This window comes from Bacillus pseudomycoides DSM 12442 (assembly GCF_000161455.1).
In the GTDB taxonomy this organism is placed as follows: domain Bacteria; phylum Bacillota; class Bacilli; order Bacillales; family Bacillaceae_G; genus Bacillus_A; species Bacillus_A pseudomycoides.
The window spans coordinates 4,696,480-4,713,815 of the sequence record NZ_CM000745.1; the positions used below are offsets into that span (position 1 = coordinate 4,696,480).

Annotated in this window: 15 protein-coding genes and 4 tRNA genes; 1 reads left to right on the forward strand and 18 read right to left on the reverse strand. The window is 36.0% G+C overall.

The genetic code is table 11. The features are described 5' to 3' along the window. Nucleotides 1-212: 212 nt before the first annotated feature. On the forward strand, nt 213-1,196 hold the full coding sequence (gene guaC / locus BPMYX0001_RS23875; RefSeq protein WP_003202530.1) for a GMP reductase: 984 nt from the start codon (nt 213-215) through the stop codon (nt 1,194-1,196). A 96-nt stretch (nt 1,197-1,292) separates the two neighbouring features. Here guaC and BPMYX0001_RS23880 read toward each other — a convergent pair whose 3' ends face one another. The 18 genes from BPMYX0001_RS23880 to BPMYX0001_RS23965 form a co-directional block, all read right to left on the reverse strand. Then, complete coding sequence (locus tag BPMYX0001_RS23880; protein WP_003202549.1) at nt 1,293-2,171, reverse strand: radical SAM/SPASM domain-containing protein; 879 nt, start codon at nt 2,169-2,171, stop codon at nt 1,293-1,295. Nucleotides 2,172-2,523: 352 nt separating this feature from the next. Further along, nucleotides 2,524-3,003 (reverse strand): 23S rRNA (pseudouridine(1915)-N(3))-methyltransferase RlmH, encoded by a 480-nt coding sequence (gene rlmH / locus BPMYX0001_RS23885; protein ID WP_003209320.1) that lies wholly within the window; start codon nt 3,001-3,003, stop codon nt 2,524-2,526. 59 nt (nt 3,004-3,062) lie between these two features. Further along, the gene (locus BPMYX0001_RS23890; protein WP_026008486.1) at nt 3,063-3,248 is read right to left on the reverse strand and encodes a CxxH/CxxC protein; all 186 of its coding nucleotides are present in this window, start codon (nt 3,246-3,248) and stop codon (nt 3,063-3,065) included. Between the two features lie 55 nt (nt 3,249-3,303). Next, complete coding sequence (locus BPMYX0001_RS23895; RefSeq protein ID WP_006096764.1) at nt 3,304-4,488, reverse strand: S1C family serine protease; 1,185 nt, start codon at nt 4,486-4,488, stop codon at nt 3,304-3,306. Nucleotides 4,489-4,551: 63 nt separating this feature from the next. Further along, the gene (locus BPMYX0001_RS23900; protein ID WP_006096765.1) at nt 4,552-5,346 is read right to left on the reverse strand and encodes an MBL fold metallo-hydrolase; all 795 of its coding nucleotides are present in this window, start codon (nt 5,344-5,346) and stop codon (nt 4,552-4,554) included. A 6-nt stretch (nt 5,347-5,352) separates the two neighbouring features. Beyond that, nucleotides 5,353-6,174: a two-component system regulatory protein YycI gene (locus BPMYX0001_RS23905; protein ID WP_033799287.1), complete on the reverse strand. Its 822-nt coding sequence runs from the start codon at nt 6,172-6,174 to the stop codon at nt 5,353-5,355. Then, complete coding sequence (locus BPMYX0001_RS23910; protein ID WP_033799288.1) at nt 6,155-7,498, reverse strand: YycH family regulatory protein; 1,344 nt, start codon at nt 7,496-7,498, stop codon at nt 6,155-6,157. Before BPMYX0001_RS23910 ends, BPMYX0001_RS23905 begins: the two co-directional genes overlap by 20 nt. Next, a complete protein-coding gene (walK, locus tag BPMYX0001_RS23915) occupies nt 7,495-9,330 on the reverse strand; it encodes a cell wall metabolism sensor histidine kinase WalK (RefSeq protein WP_006096768.1) in 1,836 nt (611 codons plus the stop codon). Before walK ends, BPMYX0001_RS23910 begins: the two co-directional genes overlap by 4 nt. 3 nt (nt 9,331-9,333) lie before the next feature. Continuing rightward, the gene (gene walR / locus BPMYX0001_RS23920) at nt 9,334-10,041 is read right to left on the reverse strand and encodes a cell wall metabolism DNA-binding response regulator WalR (protein WP_000971870.1); all 708 of its coding nucleotides are present in this window, start codon (nt 10,039-10,041) and stop codon (nt 9,334-9,336) included. Nucleotides 10,042-10,326: 285 nt separating this feature from the next. Continuing rightward, nucleotides 10,327-10,399 (reverse strand) — tRNA-Phe (locus BPMYX0001_RS23925). Nucleotides 10,400-10,443: 44 nt separating this feature from the next. Then, a tRNA-Asp gene (locus tag BPMYX0001_RS23930) sits at nt 10,444-10,519 on the reverse strand. 21 nt (nt 10,520-10,540) lie between these two features. Next, nucleotides 10,541-10,612, reverse strand: a tRNA-Glu gene (locus BPMYX0001_RS23935). Between the two features lie 13 nt (nt 10,613-10,625). Then, nucleotides 10,626-10,701 (reverse strand) — tRNA-Lys (locus BPMYX0001_RS23940). Nucleotides 10,702-10,854: 153 nt separating this feature from the next. Beyond that, a complete protein-coding gene (locus BPMYX0001_RS23945; RefSeq protein WP_006096770.1) occupies nt 10,855-12,144 on the reverse strand; it encodes an adenylosuccinate synthase in 1,290 nt (429 codons plus the stop codon). 216 nt (nt 12,145-12,360) lie between these two features. Next, complete coding sequence (dnaB, locus tag BPMYX0001_RS23950; RefSeq protein ID WP_006096771.1) at nt 12,361-13,722, reverse strand: replicative DNA helicase; 1,362 nt, start codon at nt 13,720-13,722, stop codon at nt 12,361-12,363. Between the two features lie 27 nt (nt 13,723-13,749). Next, nucleotides 13,750-14,196: a 50S ribosomal protein L9 gene (rplI, locus tag BPMYX0001_RS23955; protein WP_018764827.1), complete on the reverse strand. Its 447-nt coding sequence runs from the start codon at nt 14,194-14,196 to the stop codon at nt 13,750-13,752. Further along, entirely contained in the window at nt 14,193-16,166 is a 1,974-nt protein-coding gene (locus tag BPMYX0001_RS23960) for a DHH family phosphoesterase (protein WP_006096772.1), read from the reverse strand. Before BPMYX0001_RS23960 ends, rplI begins: the two co-directional genes overlap by 4 nt. Nucleotides 16,167-16,318: 152 nt before the next feature. After that, complete coding sequence (locus tag BPMYX0001_RS23965) at nt 16,319-17,257, reverse strand: YybS family protein (RefSeq protein WP_003202592.1); 939 nt, start codon at nt 17,255-17,257, stop codon at nt 16,319-16,321. Nucleotides 17,258-17,336: the final 79 nt, after the last annotated feature.

Genomic DNA, 17,336 nt, shown 5'->3' on the forward strand with positions numbered 1-17,336 from the left:
TTTACAATATACTTTTCCCAAAAAAACGAACAATATAGATATGTACAAACTATTTAATTCGGTATTACTCATTATTCCTTTAAATTCCGTCCCTATATTTTCTAAATATCAACTAAAAGCTTTGACTTAACGAAAAAAATGATGTACATTATCTTTTGGGCGAACATTTTTTTAAATTGAAAATAAAATATTCGTATTTAGGGGTGTAATTCATGGAAAAAGTATTCGACTATGAAGATATTCAATTAATTCCGGCAAAATGTATAGTAAATAGCCGTTCTGAATGTGATACAAGTGTAACTTTAGGAAAACATACATTTAAATTACCTGTCGTACCTGCAAATATGCAAACCATTATAGATGAAAAAATTGCTGTATATTTAGCGGAAAATAAATATTTCTATATAATGCATCGTTTTGAGCCAGAAAAGCGTATCTCTTTCATTAAAGATATGCACTCTCGTGGCTTAATCGCATCTATTAGTGTTGGTGTGAAAGAAGAAGAATATGAATTTGTACAACAATTAGCTGCTGAACAGCTTTCTCCTGAATATATTACGATAGATATCGCACATGGGCATTCCAATGCGGTGATAAAAATGATTCAACACATTAAAACACATTTACCTGAGAGCTTTGTTATCGCAGGAAATGTAGGAACTCCAGAAGCAGTAAGAGAGTTAGAAAATGCTGGTGCTGATGCAACAAAAGTAGGTATCGGACCTGGTAAAGTATGTATCACAAAAATTAAAACAGGCTTTGGAACTGGCGGCTGGCAATTAGCTGCACTTCGTTGGTGTGCAAAAGCTGCAAGTAAACCAATTATTGCTGACGGCGGTATTCGTACTCACGGTGATGTAGCTAAATCCATTAAATTTGGCGCAACTATGGTTATGATTGGTTCATTGTTTGCCGGACATGAAGAATCTCCAGGAGAAACAATTGAAAAAGATGGGAAACTCTACAAAGAATACTTTGGTTCAGCTTCAGAATTCCAAAAAGGTGAAAAGAAAAACGTAGAAGGCAAAAAGATGTTTGTCGAGCACAAAGGATCTTTAGAAGATACATTGATCGAAATGGAACAAGATCTTCAGTCCTCTATTTCTTATGCTGGTGGAACGAAATTAGATGCAATTCGTACTGTAGATTATGTTGTCGTGAAAAACTCAATCTTTAATGGTGATAAAGTATATTAAGCTTTATTTACCCTTTAAATACAATAAGTATTGATTATTATATAAAAAATGAGCAAGGTACTTTATTTCGTACTTGCTCATTTTTTTATTATCTCTCTATTTTCCAAACCTCTTACGATATCCACATTTTCTACATAGTTCCTCTACTGCCACTCTTCGTGAAAATCCATCTACAAGATTTTGGGCTCTATCCCTTTCGATAATATCAGAAAATGAAGCATCATTAATATTTCCAAGGTTGATAATTCCCTCACCATCCAAACAACAAGGGATAACAGTCCCGTTTGCTAAAATACCTGCTTGATTTCGAAGACCATGACAGAAGCCTTTCCCATCGTCCTCTTCTTCATGCAATGCCGGCCACTGAAATTCGTAATCTTGGTTAATGAAGATGCGATCCGCAATCTTCACGCCACTTCCTGGTGTAATCTTCTCTTCAATTTTATATGGTAAATCAAATTCTTTCTCAATAATTTCTAATAAATTTCTGTTTCGCTGTATTTCAAGATTTGTCTTATTGTCTTGCGTAAGATTCCATAGCCTCAGCGAAACAATTAATTCCGATTGACTCGTTGCTTCTTTAATAAAGGAAAGTATGCTTCTTACATACCCTTCTTTATCTTCAGATCCTGGATGACCATCAAAACTATGAAGTGAAAAATTCATCTGTCTTAGTGCAGGTTTATTTAATAATTTATGCCTCTTTTTATTAATTAACGTTCCGTTGGTTGTAATATTAACCTTAAACCCTTTTTCATGACTTAAGTCTAACAATTGATCTATTTTAGGATGAAGCAACGGCTCACCTTTTACATGTAAATAAATGTAGTCCGTGTGAGGTTTAATTTGGTCTAATCTCTTAGAAAAATCCTCCACAGAAAGAAATTGCTTCTGTCGTTCTGTTGGCGGACAAAAGCTACATGCAAGATTACATACACTAGTAATCTCTAAATAAAACTTCTTAAACTTTTTCAACCTCAATTCCCCACTTCTTTAACTACTTAGAACAAAATGAAATATTGTTCTATCAATATTACAGCATAATTTTTTATAAATAGAAACATACTTATTCAAGGAAACTAATTTTACCATTTTCTCTGTTTGGAAGCATATGATTGTATTTTACTTATCTCACTACAATCTAAATCGTAATTCGTCCAATTATTATGAAGCGTTAAAAAGACCATCAGGGGATTTTTCTCCGATGGTCTTCTTAATAGTAATGATCTAATGGATAACTATCATATTGTAGAAATTTTAATAAAAAGTATTCTGCCATATATCGAATTATCCTAATCGTTACACCACATCTACAGCTGGCTCCTTTTTACTTGTGATAAGGTTCACCACGATTAATCCGAAAAGCCCGATACACTTGCTCTAAAAGTACCAATCTCATCAGCTGATGCGGCAATGTCATTTTCGAGAATGAAAGTGATTCGTTAGAGCGCTTCATCACTTCCGAGCTAAGCCCGAGTGATCCCCCAATGATAAATGCTACTTTACTTTTTCCATATGTAGCAAGACGATCAAGATTCGCTGCAAATTCTTCTGATGACTTTTGTTTTCCTTCGATTGCTAATGCAATAACATGTGTATCATCTGAAATTTTATCTAGTATTCGTATTCCTTCTTTTTCTTTTACAATTAACATTTCTGCTTCACTTAAATTTTCCGGTGCTTTTTCATCCGGCAATTCAATAACTTCTACTTTTGCATACGCAGATAGTCGTTTTAAGTATTCTGCAATACCTTGTTTTAAATATTTTTCTTTTAATTTTCCGATTGAAATAATCGAGATATTCACACGTACTCCCCACCTTACAAACACGTTATCCACAAAACTTATCCACATATCCACAAGTATTACCCACATATTGTGTGAGAATCTGTGTTCGATACAACATATGTCGCCTTGTTTTGACAAAATTCACATGTTTTTTGTTCTTTTTCTGAGTTATCCACACTGTTGATAACTGGCGCTACTTCACACTCATCCACAATGATATCCAACGCTAATTCTACATGTTCTAAACAACAAGGTAACTTCATATCTTTCACCTCACTTTTTCACAATAGAAAACAGGAGGGCTGTCCTCCTGTTTTCTTAATAATTTTGACTGCCTAATTTCACCGTTGTTGTTGCTCGTTTTGTACCACGATAAAATGTCAGAGTCATTTTATCGTCAATTTTTTTATTATATAATATCGTTCGGAATCCAATAATATCATGTATTGGTTTTCCATCAACAGCTATAATTACATCATGTTCCCTAAGTCCTGCATCTGCACCAGGCGATGGACTTTTCACATCTAAAATGCAGACACCATCTGTTACATTTCCTGGTAAATGCAGCGTTTTAGACCAGTAATAATTCGGAATTTCATTTAGAGATCTCAGTTCAATTCCAACATAAGGACGTTTTACTTTCCCATACTTTTCAAGTTCATTCATAACAGGAACTGCTCTCGAAACAGGGATGGCAAGCCCAATTCCTTCTACTTCTTTCGCTGCAATTTTCATCGAATTAATTCCAACAAGTTGTCCTGCTACATTTACAAGTGCACCGCCACTATTCCCTGGGTTAATAGCTGCATCTGTTTGCAGTACTTCTACTTGCCAATCATAATGCCCATCTTGATCTAAGTCTACAGGAACAATTCTCTCATTTGCAGAAATAATTCCTTGTGTAACAGTTCCTGAAAATTGTAATCCAAGTGGGTTCCCAATTGCAATGACTGCTTCACCTCGACGCACTGTATTAGAATCACCAATTTCAATTACTTTCTTAACTGGCTTTGCATCTATTTCTAGAACAGCTAAATCTGTAACTACATCGCTACCTAATATTTTACCAGGAACCTTTTTTCCATCACTTAAGCTCACCTCAATACGATTCGCTCCTGAAACAACATGATGGTTTGTTACGATATAAGCATGACCATTTGTTTTCTTATAAATGACGCCTGATCCTGTTCCAGCTTCTGAATCTGCTTCTGAAAAATTATCACGTTGGATGTTTATTACACCAACAACGGCTTCCGATGCACGATCAACAGCATCTACAAAACCAGAATGATTCGCTGTTTGTGATTGCTTTACTACCATATTCTCTTCACTTGCCTCAGCTTGCTGCAAGGGGCCAGTTTCAGATTGAGAAAATAAAGGAGCTCCAAATGCAAACAATGAAGCCCCTACGATTGTTCCTGCTATGCTAGAAATAATGATACCTTTGTGCTTCTTTTTACCTGTTCGTTTCATACGAAATTTCTCTTCATCAATAAAGGACATACTTGTTCACCAATCCTCCCGAAAACAACTATATTCCCCTTTATTGTTTACTAAAATCAAGAATTATACGTATTGAATTTTCGTTGGTGCCTTTGGATCCGTATCATGTACCTCAAACGCTTCTCCAACTGCAAAACCTTTTTCCTCTAGCACCTGTGCAACAGACATATGTGCTAGTTCTTTCATATTATTATCTAAGCTCAAATGCGCTAAATAAATGTGTTTCGTCTCATCTGTAATAACATCAGCCATTGCAAGTGCTGCATCTTCATTAGAAACATGACCCACATCGCTTAAAATGCGTCGTTTTATACTCCATGGATAACGTCCCATACGAAGCATTTCAACATCGTGATTACTTTCAAACACAAATGCGTTTGCTCCTTTAATGATACCTTTCATACGATCACTTACATAACCTGTATCTGTAATAAGGGCCAATTTTCTACCATTATGATGAAATGCATAAAACATTGGCTCTGCCGCATCATGAGAAACGCCAAATGATTCCACTTCAATATCTCCAAATGTTTTCACATCACCAATTGAGAAAACAAATTTTTGATCAGTTGGAATGTTACCAATTAAATGTTCCATAGCGCTCCACGTTTTTTCATTTGCATACACAGGTAACTGATATTTACGTGCTAAAACGCCGAGACCTTTAATATGATCACTATGCTCATGTGTGACAAGAATACCTGATATATCTTGGATATTCAATTCAGCTTGCTGAAATAGGGCTTCTGTCGCTTTTCCACTCAAGCCTGCATCAATGAGCAATTTTTGTTTCTCGGTCCCTACATATAGCGCATTTCCTGTACTGCCGCTTGCAAGTACACTAAAATGCAAACCCATTTCTGCTCACTCCATTATTTTTTCTTTTTCATTTTCCTTTTCTTTCCCTAACTTAATAACTTGTCCCTCAATGGCATTCACAAAATAATCTACTTTTCGATCTGTTTTTAAATTCCATGTCGGAGCAAGCACTTGTATATTAGAAGCAGAAGATGCTACAAGAGTTGCATATCCAATCTGTGCTTCTTTAAAATGTGTATTTTGTTTTATTCCAGTCTTAAAGTATAAATTTTCTAAAGCTGTTTGAGCGGTAATAATCTCTTGCTCTTTTGCTTTTTCATTCTCACCCATCTCTTTTAAATCGGTTAACATTGTTTGTGTATACGAAATAAATTCACCTTTCTCATTTACATCCACAACAATCATCCCATGATCATTATAAAAGATAGGTTTATCTTTATACTTTTGAAAGAAATAGATTTTCGTTGCTTCTGCTTTACCAAACTCATATTTCTGACCATCTAGCACATAGTTTTTCAAGAACTCACTATATTTATCTTTAGAAAGTGTTTTTGCATTTAACAATGGTTCCTTTAATTTACTTTCAATTGTGTTTAAATCTCGTAAAGTAACTGTTTGATTTTTTAAAGAACGTATATCTTCTTCTTTAAATTCCTTATTTTTCGCTGTAATAAAGGAATCTTTCTTTGGTTCTTTTGGTAAATCACCAATGGTAATTTTATCATCTTTTAACTGCTGATCAACCTTTGTTTCTGCCATGAGCTCTAATTGGTTACTATCTTGTTTTTGAATGAATTGAAAAACGAGAAAGAGGTCTAAAATAAAAAAGGTAACAATAAATATTGTTTTAATCCGATTCCAGTCCAATTAGCTCTCCCTCCTTCTCTTCACTCCACTCATATGCGTGATGATCTTCACCATAAATTACGTACCAAATTGGCTTTAACTTTATATTTGTAATTTGTCCGTTTTGCTCAACTTCCGGTACTAATTTATAACCTATTCCAATGTTTTGAATCAAATTTTTAGCTATCTTCGAATTTTTTTCTAGGGATTGGATAACCGTCCGACCAGTTGGAAGCGTTGTTTCTCCACCTTTATAATATGGCATCCATTTAAATAATGGGCGTCTATAACTAATTAATTCTTCTGATCCCCATACTTGCCTTAATTCGGTCATTCCTTCTCGGTTAAATACTGGCAAATCTTCTTCATACAAACGGAATTTGGTTGTCCCTTTAGTCCCTTTAGAATTTATATAGTCAAATCGATAAGCATCAGTTAATCCACTATGACTATTAACAAATTCAAAACTCCGCTGCATAAGAGAGGTCCCATTCATAGGTGCACCACTAGCTACAGATGAATTTGTATACTCTAACATTCGATTCTGTTTGTTTATTCGCATAAGACGAATGCCATCTGTATATGTATCCTCTATTTCGTTAGAAAAAGGTTGCACATAGCGCGGGTCACTAAATAGTGCATTTTTAAATGATTCCACTTCCATGACTTGCGCAAAATACATTGAATTTTGCATTTCTGTTGAACCATCTGGTAAAAATATTTTTTTCGTATCATTTATTTCATACGCAAAATACGGTCTTGCTAAAGCTAAAAATTGATTTTGCGCATTTATAATGTCCCTTAGATTCACACCTGTTAATGTCATTTTATACACTTTACGAGTACTATAAGAAACGAAATTCACATCAATATTTTGATCACGACTTTTAGAAGGATCAACAACAATACGATCAAAATTAAACATATCCAATTTCTTATCTTTAATTGTTAATACGCTCCTAATTGCATCAAATGGAACCTCTGTCGGAAAGACAATTTCAATCTTGCCTTCCCCGTGCACATAAGAGAGGAAATCACCTTTAGATATGGAGTTTGTAATATCCTTAAAATCGTGCAATTCCCCTGTTTGAATAAAAGTATATAATAAATTAATATTATTTTTCTTTTCACTTACAAAATGATTGTTATCCTTATGAACAATCATAGAAGATGGGACAATTACATTTGAAACATCTTGTTTCAGTGCTGTTGCGTTACCTTGAACAAATTTTGTGCTCTGCAATGAATTAGAATCAGGTACATAAGTCCATAAATTGAAAGTAAGAAACAGACTAATGACAACTAAGTTAATGAGAACAATGGTTTTAAAGTTTTCCATATTCATTCCCAATCGTCCTCTTCTTCCTTCGCCATTGGAAGGACGAAATAAATGGTTGTCCCTTTTCCTTCCTCACTTTTTGCCCAAATAGATCCACCATGCGCCTCAATCATTTCCTTAGCAATGGCTAAACCTAAGCCTGTTCCACCCATCTGTCTTGAACGCGCCTTATCTACACGATAAAAACGTTCGAAAATCTTCTCTACATTTTCTTTTGGAATACCCATTCCCTGGTCACTCACACTAATTTCTAACATATCCTCTCGATCGCGCAGGCGATATGTTACTGTTCCACCTTCAGGAGAGTACTTTAACGCATTTGAAATGATATTGTATAAAACCTGTGTAATTTTATCAGCATCCATATCAATGAATCGAGATTTCTTAGAGAATGAACGCTTGAAAATTACATTTTGTTCCTTCGACATTTCAAAACGATCGATAACATTGTTAAAGAAATCTGTAAAATCTACCCATTCTTTCATTAAACGATGTTCTGTACTATCTAATTTAGATAATTGTAACAAGGCATTCACAAGTCGAATCATTCTTTCCGTTTCTTCTTGTGTAACTGTTAAAAATTGCGGTGCAATATTCGGATCTTGCCATGCACCATCACTAAGTGCCTCTAAATAACTACGCATCGTTGTTAACGGCGTCCGTAGTTCATGTGATACATTTGCTACAAACTCACGGCGCTCACGGTCAATTCGCTCTTGTTCTGTTACATCATACAACACAGCGATTAAACCATTTGCTTTACCTGTTTCTTTTTGAATAACAGAAAAACTAGCTCTTAAGATATACGGTTCATTTCGCGTACTGAAATCTAATAAAACAGAATCTGGTTCTTCATATAGGTGATCGAGTGTAAATTCCTCTTGAATGCCTAGCACTTCTAAAACAGACTGATCTAATGCCGTTTCACGTGAAACGTTTAACATCTTTTCTGCCGGATCATTTAATAAAATAATGTCCCCTTTTCGATCAGTAGCAATTACACCATCTGTCATATGAGATAAAACAGACGAAAGCTTACGTCTTTCACTTTCAGTCGAAGAACGCGCTTGTTGTAATTTTTTTGATAAATTATTAAACGCTAGTGCTAATTGACCAATTTCATCATGACTGTGTACTTTTACCTTACGGGAGTAATTTCCCTTTGCCATTTCAATTGCTTGCCTTCGCATATCTGAAATTGGTCTTGTAATTGTTTGAGCTAATAAAATCCCTAGAACTGCTGTTACTAATAAAGCAATCACTGTCCCCGTTGCAAAAATTTGATTGATATCCTTCATCTGCTTATAAACATCTTCCATCGAAGCAACGATGTGAATGACACCAATTATTTTCCCCTTTTCTCCTTCAATTGGGGTAGCCATAACTTGAACACGATGACCGGTTTTTCCATCTTTCTCAATCTTTCCTTCAGCCTTTTTTTGTACAATAGCCCTTTGCACTGTTATGTCTGTTATTGTTTTCCCTACCATACCTTGCTTAGATGAATTAGATATTGCTAATAGACGCCTGTTTGGGTCAATCACACGTACTTCTTGAATATCCTTTTTCCGGTCTGATGCAAAGTCAGTAATTGATGTTTTAAGTGCATCTTCTAAAGGGGGATCTGTTTTTTCACGCTCTTTTGCAAACTCTTGCTTCAAATTATAAGACAGTAAATTCGTTTGTTGTGTTAATGAATCCTTAAAACTTTGTACGAGACTTTTCTCCAGTTCACGAACAAAATATACACCAATAACCTGCATTGCTATCAAAATTAATAGCATATAGATGAGCACAAACTTTAAATGAATCGATTGAAAAAAACCAACTTTCTTCATATACTATTCCTGCTCTGGATCACGCAAGTAATACCCTACCCCGCGTCTTGTTACAATTAAAGTTGGGTGACTTGGGTTATCTTCAATTTTTTCACGTAAACGGCGTACTGTTACATCTACTGTACGTACATCTCCAAAATAATCGTAGCCCCAAACCGTTTGTAATAAATGCTCACGCGTCATAACTTGTCCTAAATGCTTCGCCAAATAATGAAGTAATTCAAATTCACGATGTGTAAGTTCAATGCTTTCTTCTCTTTTCGTTACACTGTACGCATTTGGATTAATCACAATTGGTCCAATAACCATTTCTGTATTTTCTTCTTTTTCAGCTGAGCCACCTTGTTGATGACGACGCAAGTTTGCTTTTACACGTGCTAATAATTCACGCGTACTAAATGGTTTTGTTACATAATCATCTGCTCCAAGCTCTAATCCCAATACTTTATCGATTTCAGAATCTTTTGCAGTTAGCATAATAATTGGCATTTCAGAGCTTTTTCGTATTTCACGACAAACCTCTAACCCATCTTTCCCTGGTAACATAATATCCAATAAAACCATATCTGGTTGTTCCTCATTTGCCTTTTCAATAGCTTCGTCACCATCGTGCGCCATCACAATTTCAAAGCCCTCTTTTTCTAAGTTAAATTTTAAAATATCTGCAATCGGTTTCTCATCATCAACGACTAAGATTTTCTTTCCCATCATTGTTTGTTTCCTCCTAATAAAAATATGGTCAATCATCCTCAAACATGCACAGCTATCTGTATAGCGTATAATCAAACATTCGTAGCCTTTGTTTGAGTATTTTCTCCTCTATTCTCATAGAATCACGTATGATCCACATAAAAGTGGAACACTATACAATCTACAGAAAAACCCCTAGCTTCAACTGCTAGAGGCTCCTCATTCTATTGTAAAATAACTACTCTCATTTGTAAAATTGAAGAATATAAAAAGGATATTAAGTGGGCCCACTTAATATCCTGAGAGTGGCTCGGGACGGAATCGAACCGCCGACACGAGGATTTTCAGTCCTCTGCTCTACCGACTGAGCTACCGAGCCAAAACATATATATATAAAACCACTAATGGTGGTATAAACAAAAGTGGCGGTCCCGACCGGGGTCGAACCGGCGATCTCCTGCGTGACAGGCAGGCATGTTAACCACTACACCACGGGACCACAAAACATATATAAAAGATATGACCCGTACGGGATTCGAACCCGTGTTACCGCCGTGAAAGGGCGGTGTCTTAACCACTTGACCAACGGGCCACGAAAAATAAAATGGTGAGCCATGAAGGACTCGAACCTTCGACCCTCTGATTAAAAGTCAGATGCTCTACCAACTGAGCTAATGGCTCATACTCACCAACGTCATATTTTCGTGACGACAAGAGTTATCATAACATAATAACTTTTGTTTTTGCAATACCTTTTTTATATTTTTTTATATAAGATAAGAAAAAACTCATGTTTACATGAGTTTTTTCTTAAATAAACCAATTTTATATCAATTAAACACCGTATACGTTACGAACGATGTTTGTTTGATTACGATCTGGACCAACAGAGAACATAGATAATTGGATACCTGTTAATTGAGACACACGCTCTACATAATGTCTTGCATTTTCAGGAAGCTCCTCTAATGATTTTACACCAGTAATATCTTCTGTCCAACCTGGAAGCTCTTCATATACAGGCTCACATTTTGCTAAAATGTTTAAGTTTGCTGGAACTTCATCCAGAACTTCTCCATTATACTTATATGCAATACAGATTTTCACAGTTGGAATACCTGTTAATACGTCGATAGAGTTTAAAGATAAATCTGTTAAACCACTCACACGGCGTGCATGTCTTACAACAACGCTGTCAAACCAACCTACGCGACGTGGACGACCTGTTGTTGTACCATATTCACGACCAACTTCACGAATTTGATGGCCAATTTCATCATTAAGTTCAGTAGGGAATGGACCGTCACCAACACGGCTTGTATATGCTTTACATACGCCTACTACACGATTGATTTTAGAAGGACCAACTCCAGAACCGATTGTTACACCACCAGCAACTGGGTTAGAAGATGTAACGAATGGATACGTACCTTGATCAATATCAAGCATTACGCCTTGTGCACCTTCAAATAATACGCGGCGTCCTTCATCTAACGCATCATTTAATACAACAGATGTATCGCATACGTATTGCGCGATTCTTTGACCATATTCAAAGTACTCTTCAAAGATTTCATCTGCATTAAATCCTTCTGCATCATACATTTTTTCAAACAGACGATTTTTTTCTGCTAAATTACGTTCAAGCTTTTCTTTAAATGCTTCACGATCTAAAAGATCAGCCATACGAATACCAACGCGAGCAGCTTTATCCATGTATGCTGGACCAATACCTTTTTTCGTTGTACCGATCTTGTTATCACCTTTACGCTCTTCTTCTAACTCATCTTGTTTTAAGTGATAAGGTAAAATAACGTGCGCACGGTTACTAATACGTAAATTATCAGTGCTTACACCACGATCGTGTAAGTATTTTAATTCTACAAGTAATGCTTTTGGATCTACTACCATACCGTTTCCGATAACACAAATTTTTTCTTTATAGAAAATACCAGATGGAATTAAGTGTAGTTTATACTTAACACCGCCAAAAACAATTGTATGTCCTGCGTTGTTTCCACCTTGATATCTTGCAACTACTTCCGCATGTTCAGAAAGGAAATCAGTAATTTTACCTTTTCCTTCATCGCCCCACTGTGTTCCTACAACTACTACTGAAGACATTATTCAAGCACCTCCGCAATTTTCAAACGAACTTTTCAAACAATATAATTGTACCAAAATGAAAAGAGAAGTCAATTTAAAAACGAACATTTTTTTATCTTTTATCAATTTCGTTCGTAAGAATTCTTTATTCACACGATGAAAGCTCTATTTTTTATTCATAAAAAAAAGAAACACATCTTATTATAAGAAATGTGTTCCTTTTTTATACTTCTACTATGCCGGTGGCGCATGTCCATCGTCAAAACGTCGCTCTAAGTTTACGAATTTGTTAAATTCCTTCACGAATGCGAGCTCTACAGAACCTACTGGACCATTACGTTGCTTGGCAATAATAATTTCAATCGTGTTTTTATTTTCGGTTTCGCGATCATAGTAATCCTCACGATACAAGAATGCCACAATATCGGCATCCTGCTCAATACTTCCTGATTCACGAATATCAGACATCATCGGACGTTTATCTTGACGAGATTCAACACCACGAGAGAGCTGAGATAAGGCAATAACAGGAACTTGTAGCTCACGCGCAATTCCTTTTAATGTACGGGAAATTTCAGATACTTCCTGCTGACGGTTTTCACCAGATTTCCCACTACCTTGAATAAGCTGTAAGTAATCGATTAAAATCATTCCAAGTCCCTGTTCTTGCTTTAATCTGCGGCATTTCGCACGAATTTCACTAACTCGAATTCCTGGCGTATCATCAATATATATTCCAGCATTCGAAAGACTTCCCATTGCCATTGTCAGCTTTGCCCAATCATCTGAAGTTAACGAGCCAGTACGAAGCCTTTGTGCATCAATATTTCCTTCTGCACAAAGCATACGCATAACAAGCTGATCAGCACCCATCTCTAAACTAAAAATCGCTACATTTTCATCTGTTTTAGTTGCCACATTCTGCGCGATATTCAGTGAAAATGCCGTTTTTCCCACTGAAGGACGAGCTGCCACAATGATTAAATCGTTACGTTGAAATCCCGCTGTCATCTTATCTAATTCAGTAAATCCAGTTGGTATTCCTGTAACTTCACCTTTTTGATTATGCAAAAGTTCAATTTTATCATAAGCATCTACAAGAACATCCTTAATATTTTGGAATGCCTTTGCATTTGTCTGATGTGATACTTCTAATATTTTTTTCTCCGCCTCATTTAAAAGACCTTCCACATCATCTTCTCTCTCATATCCATCTGAAACAATATGAGTTGCCGTTCGAATCAAACGACGCAAAAGTGATTTTTCAGCAATAATGCGTGCATAATATTCTACGTTGGCCGCTGTCGGAACAGCCTCCGCTAATTCAGCTAAATAAGAAACACCACCAACTTCTTCTAACAACCCTTGATCAGCAAGCGCTGCTGTTGCGGTAACTAAATCAATAGGTTCTCCTTTATCAGATAGTTTAAGCATAACTTCAAAAATCTTTTGGTGTGCTGTTCGATAGAAAGATTCCGGCATTAGCAGTTCTGAAGCTGAAGTTAATGCATCTTGATCAAGAAATATCGCACCTAAAACCGCTTGCTCAGCCTCTATATTATGCGGAGGGGTACGATCAGCAAGTACGTCACTCATGCGCAATCCTCCTTGCCTAACTTATTTTTATTGTTCACTAACATGAACTTTTACTGTCGCTGTTACTTGTGGATGTAATTTCACAGTTACGTTTGTATATCCTAATGCACGAATTGCATCGTCCATTTCAAACTTACGTTTATCAAGCTTAATATTATGTGCTTTTTGCATCGCATCTACAATTTGTTTACTTGTAATAGAACCAAATAAACGACCACCTTCACCAGACTTTGCTTTTAATTCTACAGTTAATTTCTCTAGAGTTTCTTTTAACTCTTTCGCATTCTCAAGTTCAGCCGCTGCATCTTTTTCTTCTTTACGTTTTTGTGCTTCTAACGTTTTCATGCTGCTATTTGTTGCTTCCGCAGCTAATCCTTGTTTTAGTAAGAAGTTATTTGCATAACCATCTGGTACGTTCTTTATTTCTCCTTTTTTCCCTTTACCTTTTACGTCTTTTAGAAAAATTACCTTCATGATTGTGTGCCTCCCTGTAAATAGTCATCAATAACAAATTGAAGTTTATCTTGAGCTTCATCTACTGTTACATTTTTCATTTGTGTAGCTGCATTCGTTAAATGTCCGCCGCCACCTAGATTTTCCATAATTAGTTGCACGTTTACTTCGCCTAAAGAACGCCCACTAATTCCAATGAAGCTTTCCCCACGTTTCGCAATGACAAAAGATGCGATTACTCCTGTCATTGTCAGCAACGTATCAGCTGATTGTGCGATTAATACTTGATCATAATATTCATCGCCGTCTACTTTCGCAATTGCAATTCCATTTTTATAAATGTAAGCATTTTGAATTGTTTTTGCAACTCTTAAATACTGCTCCATATCTTCTTTTAACAATTCTTGTACAAGTACTGTATCCGCTCCATGCGAGCGTAGATACGAAGCTGCATCAAATGTACGGGCACCTGTCCGGAATGTAAAGCTTTTCGTATCCACTATAATCCCTGCAAGTAATGCTGTAGCTTCTAACATTGTCATTTTCAAACGCTTCGGCTGATATTCAAGAAGTTCCGTCACAAGTTCAGCTGTCGAAGACGCATATGGCTCCATGTACACAAGAAGAGGATCCTCAACAAATTCCTCACCACGGCGATGATGGTCAATCACAACTACATTTTCAATCTTATGCAAAAGCTTTTCCTCCATCACCATTGATGGTTTGTGCGTATCAACAACGACAAGCAATGAATCGTCTGTTGCAAACTCCATAGCCTGCTGTGGTGTAATAAAACGAGACCATAAATTCTCATTTTGCTTTACCTTATCCATTAAACGTTTAATACCTTTATCAGAGTCATTCTCGTCTAGTACAATGTACCCTTCACGCTCATTCAACTGTGCTACTTTTAAAATTCCAATGGCCGCCCCAATTGCATCCATATCAGGAGCTCTATGACCCATTATAATAACATTACTGCTCTCTAATACTAAATCTTTCAATGCATGAGAGATAACCCGTGCACGTACACGCGTGCGTTTTTCCACTGGATTTGTCTTGCCACCATAAAATTTCACTTTACCTGTCGCTTGTTTAATCGCAACTTGATCTCCACCTCGCCCTAAAGCAAGATCTAAACCCGATTGTGCCATCGCACCAAGCTCTGATAAAGATAAGTCGCCTGATCCTACACCAATACTTAATGTAAGTGGAATATTTCGTTTTGATGTTTCTTCACGCACTTGATCTAAAATATCAAACTTTCCTTTCTCCATTTGTGCCAGAATACTTTCATTTAACACAACAAAGAATCTCTCTGAAGAAGCTCGTTTTAAATATGCACCGTATTTGATAGCCCACTCATTTAGACGTGATGTCACAAGACTCGTGATGTTCGTACGCAATTGGTCATCCAAACCTTGTGTAACTTCATCATAGTTGTCCAAATAAATAATCGCGAGAACTGTACGCTGATCCTCATACATTTTTTCAATTTCTGTTTGCTCTGTTACATCGAAGAAATAAATCAGCTTTTCTTCTTTCCTTACAAACACACGAAACTTACGATTATTTAAAGATACAATATCATCCGCAGTTTCTCCTTTAATAAAGAGGAGTAATGTTTCTGATACATCATACAAATGCCATCCTGCTAAAGAGTGTTGCCCCAAACAAGAGGACAAATAAGGATTTGCCCAATCAATTCCATAATCCTTATTGTATAACAAAATACCAATTGGCATTTGATTAAACGCTTCATTACTTACTTTCTTTACTCTTGTAATCATATCCGTTGTATACTTTTCAAAATTCCTCTGAAAGGCTAACTCAAATCGAATTACAAAAAAGAGAACAATACAAAAAATAAAAAAAGCGGCCATTCCCATTATCCAGTGCAAATAACCGAGAATGGTAATAAGCACAAGCATAAAAAAAGCTAATACATAAACAGGATATAAAAACCGCTGTCTCTTATAAAATTCAGGCATGTACCCAACTCCTATAAAGTAAAACTAACACAAATAGGAAATCATTCAATTTCCATCAATGGTCAGTTGAACAGATTAAACGCCCCAAAGTTAAACTTCCATTACAAGCTTACGTCATATAATAAGCTCATATATCCTTCTCTCGTCTTTGCTTATTTTGGTTGTATTTTAGAACGTAACGAAAAGCCTAAATCAATTATACCTAAGATTGTTACTAGTGGAAACAACATTGGAATAATCATACATACGATAAAACTGAGAATAGGGATCGCTTTTGCATAACCTTTTACATGCGCAAAGAAGGCTATAAATGAAAAACCTTGGAATAGGAGCAGCAATGAAAAGATGGCATATAGATTAGAAAATGCCATATATACATATGAATCTGATTCCACCTTCATAAATGTTGAAAGTAAAATAAATACTACATAATACCAGACAATGCTTTTTGGCAATCGCATATCCCTAAACTTAGGCCATGGCTCTATCGCATACTTTAATCTCTTTAAAACATTCCCCGCTATTAATACTGTAATCCAAGAATATATTAAAGAAACCATTACAAGCAAACTTGGCAGAAGAATTCGAAGCATATCACTAAATTGCCCTAATAAATCTTTTTGCTCTTGGTTAATTGGCGCACCTGCTGCCTTCATTATTTTTTCACTTTGTTCCATTCCTTGTTTGAACATATCTTGCATTTCCTTAAGAAAATCTATGTTAAAAAATTGTATACTCGCTACATAAACTAGTACAAAATTAAGCAAATATACAAGCGTTCCTACCAATAATATTTCTGCTGGTCCTTTTTTCTTCTTATACATATATCCTAAAGAGATGCCTATTATGCCTGACATGAATGTATTCACAAGACTAAGTGGCGAACTAATAATGATAGTAACAAGAATCGATGCTCCAAACAGCATACATGTACTAGAAAACGGATACCTTACCATAAACAATAGAAAAGGCAATGGAAGTGCAAATATTGCAACCATACTTATAACAGGTACATACAAGAACGTTAAAAGTAAAACTGCATATACAGCTAACAAAACTGCCCCTTCTGTAATAAGCCTTGTACGTTTCATCTTTTACCTCCTATTTCCAAAAAGAAAAGCATAGCAAAATGCACAGTAGAGTCCGACTCTACTGTGCATTTCATACGCT